The organism is Staphylococcus sp. HMSC072B07, assembly GCF_001815505.1.
Classification (GTDB): Bacteria; Bacillota; Bacilli; order Staphylococcales; family Staphylococcaceae; genus Staphylococcus; species Staphylococcus simulans.
This window is the reverse complement of record NZ_KV820893.1, coordinates 1-8,858: the sequence shown is the minus strand read 5'-3', so window position 1 is coordinate 8,858 and position 8,858 is coordinate 1. Positions and strand designations below refer to the sequence as shown.

Here is an 8,858-nt window from a genome sequence, read left to right as displayed (position 1 = left end):
TATTAGAAGTCAGAACATTTATGTCCCGACCCCCTTGAAGTAAATCTAATGTTAACTGTGAACTTACACACACCTGTGGAGTGTGGTAGAACTGAAAACGCACACAACACGAGTTTATATGCCACTACTGGAAAGCGGCATATGAAATATATTAGCATATATTTGGATTAAATCAATGACTTTTAGTTTATTATTTCTGAAATATATTTATAATCAGAGGTCTTTGCCCAATTATTATCACTTCTTACTAACATAATTTAGGAATTACATGTTATCATAAGTACGTACCTGCAAGGTACATTGGTCATACAACTTCTTTTTTTGACGATTTAAGTGAGTCACTACACTACAACGATGGTGTAGTGGCTTTTTATTTATAACTATAGTTTGAATGTAAAATTCACTACAAAAAACCGCCATTAAGGCGGTTTAGGAGCTAGATGTTTAGAAATGCTTTTCTAAATGAAAAATATATACAACTAGGATTGCAAAAATGCACTTGGGACATTAATTACTGTGCTTTTAATATATATTAAAACAATCCCTAATCAAAATATACAATATATCTAGTGTTTATACAATGAAAAGTAGCCATCTTATATTAAGAAAATACTAATTTGTCATTTAACTATCTAACGTTGGGTTCAAGATATGCTCTAATTTGATGGAAAGTATAAAAAGACTATTAGAACTACATTTATTAAATCAAGAAAAAGTTTAACCATGAAAGATAATACATATTTATCTTCCAGTAAGTTTGAGTAGTTAGGAATAATTTAATATATTTAAAAACCAAACCCACTCAAATTAAGATTTATCTTGTTATGAGAGGATTTGTTTTTTGGGTAATTGTCAACTGAATGAAGTTGTTAACTAAATACTAAATCATAGTAACAAATGCTTCAAAGGGTTTTATATTATCTGTATTAATTTCAGTATCATAGTTATGCAATTTTAAATCGCCCTTGTTTAATTCAAGGTCAGTTTTTAGACTTACAGTTTGATTTGTTAGATTACTGACAATGACTGCAGTTTTATTATTTAATGTGCGAGTATATGCAAAAATACTGGAATTTTCTGAATCAATTAAGTTGAATTCTCCATACGTAAAGGTGTCATCTGACTTTTTAAGTTGAATTAAATCTTTGTAAAATTGCAATATAGAATGATCATCCGCTTCTTGTTGTTCGACATTAATTGACACGTAGTTAGGGTTGACTGGGAACCAAGGTTCAACATTAGAGAAGCCAGCGTAAGCTTCATCATTCCATTGCATTGGAGTTCGAGAATTATCTCTGTTTTCCATGCGGTGTTTCTCTAATAATGCATCAGTGTTTCCGCCTTCCTCTTTAACCATATGGTATTCATTTTTAACAGATACATCGTTAAATTGCTCTATACTTGTAAACGGAAAGTTCGTCATTCCAATTTCTTGTCCTTGATAAATAAATGGTGTGCCTTGTTGTAGGAAGTAAACAACCGCATGACTTGTAGCTGATTCATACCAATATTTATCATCACTTCCCCATGTAGATACACGACGTGGCTGATCATGGTTTTCGATGAATAGTGCATTCCATCCAGTATTTTCAAGTTTTTTTTGCCAACGATTCAATACTTTTTTATAAGCTTTAACATCGAAATGAGATTGTCCTGTATTCCATAAGCCTAAATGTTCAAATTGAAAAATCATATTAAATTTACCATTTTTTCTTCCAACCCATTCGTCAGCATTATCGGGATTTACTCCATTTGCTTCACCTACAGTCATAATATCATACTTACTTAATGACTCATCTTTGATTTGTTGTAACCAACCTTGAAGGCCAGGGCGGTTCATATCAGCATCAAAAGCCGGTGCATATTTTTTACCTGGAGGAACGGGTAAATCTCCCATTTCCCAAGATTTTTTAAGATGTGTAATTGCATCTACACGAAAACCATCAATACCTTTATCGAACCACCAATTCATCATGTCTATAACTGCATTTCGTACTTCAGGATTTTCCCAATTTAAATCGGGTTGCTTAACACTGAATAAGTGAAAATAATATTGTCCTGTATTTTCGTCATATTCCCAAGTTGAACCATTAAAAATACTTTCCCAGTTATTAGGTTCAGAACCATCATCCTTCGGATCAGCCCAGTAGTACCAATCACGTTTAGGACTGTTTTTACTTGAACGAGACTCAATAAACCAAGGATGTTCGTCTGAAGTATGATTGACTACAAGGTCTAAAATTAGTTTCATTCCTTTCTGATGGACCTTATCTAAGAGTTCATCAAAATCTTCCATAGTTCCAAATTCTTTCATAATGGCGTGATAATCGCTGATATCATAACCGTTGTCATCGTTAGGAGAAGCATACATTGGACTTAACCAAATAACGTCAATTCCTAAATCCTTTAAATAATCTAATTTTTGAATTAATCCACGTAAATCACCGATTCCATCATTGTTAGAATCATTAAAGCTACGAGGATAAACTTGGTATGCGACAGCTTCTTTCCACCATTGTCTATCTTTAATTTCTGTCATAATTTTCGCTCCTTATCGTTTTATGTTATTTACAATGACTAAAATATCAGTATGCTTTATGTTTATTTTTAGCCATTTAAAGATAGAAATAACACATTAAAATGTAATCGATTACATTTTAATGTATCAAGTTTTTTGATTTTTGTAAACGATTACATTAAAGTAGGTTATGTTATATAATAAGTTTGGATAATTTAGCTCAAATTATATTTAGAAAAATATCTCATTTATTTAGTAGTAGCTAAGAGTGAATGTTAGTATAACAACTTTTTTCAAATCAAAGTTGTATATATTGAACAAGGGGGATTCAAGAGTGACAAGTATAAAAGATGTGGCTAAACTTGCAGAAGTGTCAACAGCAACAGTTTCAAGAGTATTAACAAATACCGGGAATGTATCTATAAAGAACAGGAAAAAAGTTTTAGATGCTGTAGAAAAATTAAAGTATTATCCTAATAGTATTGGAAGACAGTTAAGAAAAATGGAAACTAAGACTATTTTAGTTGTAGTACCTGATATTACTAATCCTTTTTTTACAAATATGCTGAGAGGAATTGAAAATATAGCTGAAGAGAAGGGATATCAAATTCTTTTGGCTGATACTCAAAAGAAGAAAGTAGATAATTATTTTAAATACCTTTATGAAAGGCAAGTAGACGGTATGATCCTATTAACGTCAAAGTTAAGTTTAAGAATAATTAAAGATATTTATGATAAACACCCAATAGTGTTAGCATGTGAAACAAGTACAATTCTAGATATTCCTACAATATCAATTAATAACATTGAAGCGGCAGAAACAGTTACAGATTTTCTTATTAATTTAGGACATAAAAAAATAATACATGTTACAGGATCATTAGATAGTATTTTGGGGAAAAAGCGTTTATTAGGATTTGAAAATAAGATGAGACAGTATAATTATCCAGTCACTAAGGAATCAATTATTGAAGGGGATTTTTCGTTAGAATCAGGATATAAAATTGCAAAACATATTTTAAGTATGAAAGATAGACCAACAGCTATTTTTGCAGCTAATGATGAAATGGCTATTGGAATAATTAAGGTGTTGAGAGAACATAGGGTAAATATACCGACAGATATTTCTGTTGTAGGGTTTGATAACATTAAATTAGCTGAAATTATTGAACCTGGACTTACAACATACTCGCAACCTAATTATGAAATCGGAGAAAAAGCAATGGAGTTGTTAATAGACATTATAGATAAAAAAGCAATGGAAAGAAAAAATATAATTTTAAATGGTAAGTTAATAGAAAGAAAATCAACTATATCCCCAAAAATGTAATCGTTTACAAAAGCGCTTTCATATGATAATATCTGTAAGTAATCGATTACATAATCAACGAAGACCGATGTGTGTAGAAAATATTATGTGAAATAACAGTCTTTAAAGTAATCGTATACTTTAAAGACTGTTATTTTTTAGGGAGGCTTTAAAATGAAAGATACAGATGGTTTAGGTTATCAATACAATAGTGAGGAAGAAAAGCCATTGTCAGAAAAATTGAGTTTGCCAATATTGAAAAAGAGCATTATTTTTGCAATGACTTTTGGTTTCTTTGGAGTAAATATGGCATTTTCTTTACAGTCAGCTATGATGGCTAGAATTTTCCAAACCTTAGGAGCGAACCCTAATAATCTTGGGTGGTTCTTTATTTTACCTCCGTTAGCTGGTTTGATTATTCAACCATTGATTGGTTATTATTCGGATCGTACATGGACAAGATTTGGTAGACGAATGCCATATTTATTAATAGCCGGTCCTATAGGAGCTATCACACTTGTATTATTACCGAATTCAGGATCACTTGGTTTTGGCTATGCATCATTGGCTGCTCTTTTATTTGGAGCAATCATGACACTTTTTATGGACTTAACTGCAAATGCTTGTATGCAACCATACAAAATGGTTATTGGTGATATGGTTCCTGAAAAACAAAGAGATATGGCTTGGTCTTGGCAACAAATTTTTTCGAATATGGGAGGGATTATAGCAACTTTACTCCCATTCTTATTAACACTTTGGGGTGTATCGAACGTAGCGCCTAAAGGTGAAGTACCTATGACAGTAAAAATGGCATATTATATCGCAGCAGTTGTTCTATTGATTTCAACTATTTGGACAGTACGTTCTGTAAATGAATATAACCCTAAATTACATGCACATTATCATGGAATAGAGGAAAAAAGAAATCGTAAAAATTCATTGAATTTATGGCAATTGCTTTTAAAAGCACCTAAACAATTTTGGCAAGTGTCTTTAGTTCAATTCTTTACTTGGTTTGCCATTATGTATTTATGGACATATACACCGGGTGCTATTGCTAACAATGTTTGGGGTACTACAGATCCTTCATCAGCAGGATACCAAGAAGCAGGTAACTGGTATGGTGTATTAATCGGCGTACAATTTGTAGCATCTATTTTATTTGGCATAGTAGCTGCATATGCAAAACCTCATCAAAGAAAATTAGTATTAAGATTTGGTTTGCTCATGGGTGCTATTGGATTTATATCAATTTTCTTTATTCATTCACAATGGTTATTAATTTTATCGTTCTGCTTAATTGGAATTAATAACCTTACTATGAATACACAAACATTTACATTATTAACTGAAAATACAGATGGTAAAAATGCTGGTGCTTATTTAGGATTATTTAACTGTTCAATTTGTCTCCCTCAGATTATCGCTTCTTTAGCTAGTTTTGCGTTATTCCCGTTGTTTGGTAAATCAATGCCAAACATGCTGTTATTTGCTGGAGTAATGTTATTGGTGGCTGCAGGATGTGTAAGTTTTATTGACTCCAAGTATGAAAAAACAATAGTGAAATCATAGAAATACAGATTGTCGACTTTTTTATTAACTAATAGATATTACTCACTTAAATATAATGAGTACTAATACAAAACACTATTTATCACCTATTTTAGATGTGCTTTTAAAAGAAATTATCGCTTATTCTATTAGCAATAATCCAACTTTAGATTTGGTGCTACCATCTTTAGACAAAGCTATTAGAAATATCCCGAAATTAAATTATCGAACTACAGTTCACTCTGATCAAGGTTGGCACTATCAGCACAGGCCTTGGGTGGAAATACTTAAAAACCATATATTTTTCAAAGTATGTCAAGGAAAGGTGATTGTTATGATAATTATCCTATGGAGAAGAAATTAGTTCTTGTGAAGGATTGGAATTAAAAATATACAAATATATCGAATACTATAATAATTTAAGAAGAAAAATGAATTAAAAAGGCAAGACTCCTGTTGAATACAGAAATCTTACCTTAAAAGAAATAATTTAATCAAAAAGTTTAAATTTTGGTTCACTGCAAAATCTTAGGTCTTTTATTTATTTCTCAGATTGTTGTCTCATCATATCAATCACATTTTTAAATAAAGATGAGAATTCAATCGCAAAGTGTTCCATATGTCTAATGACTGATTCGTCTGGGGCACCTTGTGGAACAAAAATACCTTTAGCAGCATTTGGATTAATATCGCTAGGAAGTTTATGTGTGTTAGGGTCTAACATTTCAATTTTAAACAAACTTGGATGTTTGTAATTACCAAAGGTTTCCATTACAAGTTGCATGTTATCTGTTTGTGAGAAGACATAATGTTCAGAATGAAGACTATATGAACCTTCTAAAGACATACCACTTTCTTAATCGATATTGCTGACCATTGCTGGGTTAATACCTTCTACTTCGATGATGACATGACGTTCTTTAAAGGGAGTATCCTTTTCTAATTCTGTACTTTCAATTTGACGTAGTAGCAGTAATGTTTTACTATCAAGCTCTAATGTACTCAAAAAATGTTCAATATCAACATGAGGCTCAGTTAATCTCTTATGCAATGTCTTCTCATAATCATCTAAGCTGTCTGTGATTAAATTATCAACTAAATCATATTTATCTAAATAGTGATGATAGAATGTAGAACGACCTACCATAGCTTTATCTGATATATCTTTGATAGTAATATGTTTAAATGGCTTTTTAGTTAAAAAATCTAGCATAGCGCGTTTAATTGTTAATTTGGACCTTAAAATTCTTAAATCATCCATCATTGTAACCTCCATGTTGTTAAAAGGATTCTGTTGCAAAGTTGAAAAATAAAGGTTTAATCTCAATTTTTATGGCAAGACGAAAATCTGAAGAGGTATAAAGTTTTTTTATATAGATTGTAAATATATTCAATACTTTTTAAAGTAATCTTTGTCATATTGATCCTTTGATACCTTGTTTTCATATTATTATTTTCAACTTTGTTTACTTCATTCTAATTAGGAGTATTTTTAATCCATTAAGTATTAAGTTAAATTATTGATTAAATAAAGAAGTAATTGGTAAGTTATCGCGTCGCTTATTCAGAGTATGCATTTCTGCGAATTCTGATTTGAAGGATTTCATTAAATAACCTTGCATATCATGAACAGTCTCATTTTTTTGAATTAATGTAGCTTTAAAACGCTTAAGGACATTAACAATCTCAAATTCCATATCTTCTAATAAGTAATATGTATCAATAGAATTGTTGAAAGATGTTTTGGCTTTTAACAATACAGACTTGATAATTTTAATTTCAGCTACAGAAAAATTACTTAAATAGTTTTGAATACTCTTCGGTAATTCTTCTAATAATTGGAATTTTAAAGCTTCATTACTAAAGTTTGGATTGTCGTGATTTGAATGGTTACTAGGATATGCTAATTTCTTATCATTCAAATCATGCATATCATTACTCTCAGTCTTAATATAATCAGTATCATTATAATTAGTATCATTAGACTGTGAATTTGGAAGTTCTTGACCATCTAAATTCACAGTTCTAGAACTTCCAAATTCATTGTTCTGGAACTGTGAATTTGGAAGTTCCTTGCTATGACTGGCTTTAATGTCATAATTAGGTTTTAATAGGTATAATCTATTTGGTTTATTAAGACCAACACGTTCTTGAGTTAGTAAATTAAAACTTATTAACTCTTTTTTTAATTTTATAATTTTTTGTTCTGCATAACCTAAGTATTCGCACAAAAGTTTATTACTGAAAATAAAGTAAATGTTATTATTTTTATCTACCCATTCATTTTGGATGGATAATTCAAAGCGATCTTTTAATAAAGCATACATAATTTTGGCTTCCGCCGACATTTTTTTAAAGTATGAATCTTCAAATAAATATTTAGGAAGTTGATAAAACCTTTCAGTTTTTACTTGTGATAAATTGTATTTTTCAAATTTCGGCATAATAAAAACCTCATTTCTATTTTTAGAATTGAGGTAATAAAACAATTTTTACGTAAGTTATATGTTTTGTGCTTGCACTTAGATGATTAGATAGATATAATACAAGTATCAAAAAATATATAAACAAACGAGTGCGAATCGTTTTATTACCGAGAGTCGATGCTACGCCAATAGCATTGACTCTTTTAGTATTTATAAAGTAATATTAACACTTTTAAGAAGGTATATAAAGAGTTTTAAATGTAGTTAAAACTCTTTATTTTAGTACCTAATTATGTGACAAAAACATTTTATAAGTGGCTAATTAGGTATCTAAGGGTGGGTGTTATAAGAATTATTAATGGTTGATGATAAATTAGGTGTAACTAAACAAATTATTGTTAATAATACTAAAAGTTTAAATATAGCATTTGAAAAAGAAAATGTTAATACATTAAAAAATTGTTGGGGAATCAACAAATATTAGGATTAGAAAGTAACAAAAAAATATAAAGGTTGGAGTCTGAGTTAGAAGAAGAAAAACCACTTAATTATTCTTTTGATATGTCTGCTAATGAGGGTCTAAAGATACTGATCAACAACAAGAATGGGAACAATCTACAGAGGCGCAGCGTAAAGATATACCTGAAGAGAAAGAGAATGAAATTATTAACGAAGAACCACCCACAATAGACGATAAACAATTCGAAGAAAGGGAAGAAAAACCACTTAAAAAAGGTTTCTGGAGCCGATTGTTTGGTAATTAACACAGTAAATATCCCTACAAGTTTATAAGATTGTAAGACTATTATTTTTATTATTGGCACTTCTGATAAAATGACCTATTATGTAAACTAATAAAAGGAGGAGTATTATGAAAGCAGGTCCACTGAAATGTCCAAAATGTAACAAAGATTTATATATAAAAGAAGTTAGGTATCCAATCTCTGATATTGCACATGATATCGGCTGTCCAAACTGTGACGAAAAGTTAGGGAGTGTAAGAAAAGGTAGAATAGATCAGACCGTAGACAAACTACCGTTATAACTTGAA

The 8,858-nt window shown here is 30.4% G+C and carries 8 protein-coding genes and 2 pseudogenes; 6 read left to right on the top strand and 4 right to left on the bottom strand.

Annotated features, from left to right (window positions below):
• Positions 1-880 precede the first annotated feature (880 nt).
• A complete protein-coding gene (locus tag HMPREF3031_RS00045) occupies positions 881-2,539 on the bottom strand; it encodes a glycoside hydrolase family 13 protein (RefSeq protein ID WP_070684156.1) in 1,659 nt (552 codons plus the stop codon).
• 313 nt (positions 2,540-2,852) lie between these two features.
• Between HMPREF3031_RS00045 and HMPREF3031_RS00040 the strand changes: the two genes are divergently transcribed.
• The 4 genes and pseudogenes from HMPREF3031_RS00040 to HMPREF3031_RS13855 all read left to right on the top strand — a co-directional run.
• Complete coding sequence (locus HMPREF3031_RS00040) at positions 2,853-3,848, top strand: LacI family DNA-binding transcriptional regulator (RefSeq protein ID WP_070724540.1); 996 nt, start codon at positions 2,853-2,855, stop codon at positions 3,846-3,848.
• A 153-nt stretch (positions 3,849-4,001) separates the two neighbouring features.
• The gene (locus HMPREF3031_RS00035; RefSeq protein ID WP_070724539.1) at positions 4,002-5,402 is read left to right on the top strand and encodes an SLC45 family MFS transporter; all 1,401 of its coding nucleotides are present in this window, start codon (positions 4,002-4,004) and stop codon (positions 5,400-5,402) included.
• Between the two features lie 31 nt (positions 5,403-5,433).
• Positions 5,434-5,745 carry a DDE-type integrase/transposase/recombinase gene (locus HMPREF3031_RS13860; RefSeq protein WP_373879527.1) on the top strand — a complete coding sequence of 104 codons (312 nt, stop codon included), beginning with the start codon at positions 5,434-5,436 and terminating at the stop codon, positions 5,743-5,745.
• A pseudogene (locus tag HMPREF3031_RS13855) lies at positions 5,738-5,821 on the top strand (IS3 family transposase); the annotation flags it as partial. The gene HMPREF3031_RS13860 and the pseudogene HMPREF3031_RS13855, both read left to right, overlap by 8 nt.
• Positions 5,822-5,922: 101 nt before the next feature.
• Here the strand turns inward: HMPREF3031_RS13855 and HMPREF3031_RS00030 are convergent.
• The 3 genes from HMPREF3031_RS00030 to HMPREF3031_RS00020 form a co-directional block, all read right to left on the bottom strand.
• Positions 5,923-6,228, bottom strand: a complete 306-nt coding sequence (locus tag HMPREF3031_RS00030) for a hypothetical protein (protein ID WP_070724537.1) — start codon at positions 6,226-6,228, stop codon at positions 5,923-5,925.
• A gap of 9 nt (positions 6,229-6,237) precedes the next feature.
• On the bottom strand, positions 6,238-6,642 hold the full coding sequence (locus HMPREF3031_RS00025; protein ID WP_070724536.1) for a TetR/AcrR family transcriptional regulator: 405 nt from the start codon (positions 6,640-6,642) through the stop codon (positions 6,238-6,240).
• A gap of 256 nt (positions 6,643-6,898) precedes the next feature.
• Positions 6,899-7,825, bottom strand: coding sequence for a replication initiator protein A (locus HMPREF3031_RS00020; protein WP_070724535.1), 927 nt, complete (start codon positions 7,823-7,825; stop codon positions 6,899-6,901).
• Positions 7,826-8,237: 412 nt separating this feature from the next.
• Between HMPREF3031_RS00020 and HMPREF3031_RS13630 the strand changes: the two are divergent.
• Both HMPREF3031_RS13630 and HMPREF3031_RS13385 read left to right on the top strand, forming a co-directional pair.
• A pseudogene (locus HMPREF3031_RS13630) lies at positions 8,238-8,571 on the top strand (DUF536 domain-containing protein); the annotation flags it as partial.
• A 107-nt stretch (positions 8,572-8,678) separates the two neighbouring features.
• A complete protein-coding gene (locus tag HMPREF3031_RS13385) occupies positions 8,679-8,852 on the top strand; it encodes a hypothetical protein (RefSeq protein WP_180363467.1) in 174 nt (57 codons plus the stop codon).
• The last annotated feature ends 6 nt before the right edge of the window (positions 8,853-8,858 follow it).

Coding starts and splice junctions, on each gene's coding strand:
- HMPREF3031_RS13385 (WP_180363467.1), top strand. CDS start 8,679: ATGAAAGCAGGTCCACTGAAATGTCCAAAATGTAACAAAGATTTATAT.
- HMPREF3031_RS00020 (WP_070724535.1), bottom strand. CDS start 7,825: ATGCCGAAATTTGAAAAATACAATTTATCACAAGTAAAAACTGAAAGG.
- HMPREF3031_RS00025 (WP_070724536.1), bottom strand. CDS start 6,642: ATGGATGATTTAAGAATTTTAAGGTCCAAATTAACAATTAAACGCGCT.
- HMPREF3031_RS00030 (WP_070724537.1), bottom strand. CDS start 6,228: ATGTCTTTAGAAGGTTCATATAGTCTTCATTCTGAACATTATGTCTTC.
- HMPREF3031_RS00035 (WP_070724539.1), top strand. CDS start 4,002: ATGAAAGATACAGATGGTTTAGGTTATCAATACAATAGTGAGGAAGAA.
- HMPREF3031_RS00045 (WP_070684156.1), bottom strand. CDS start 2,539: ATGACAGAAATTAAAGATAGACAATGGTGGAAAGAAGCTGTCGCATAC.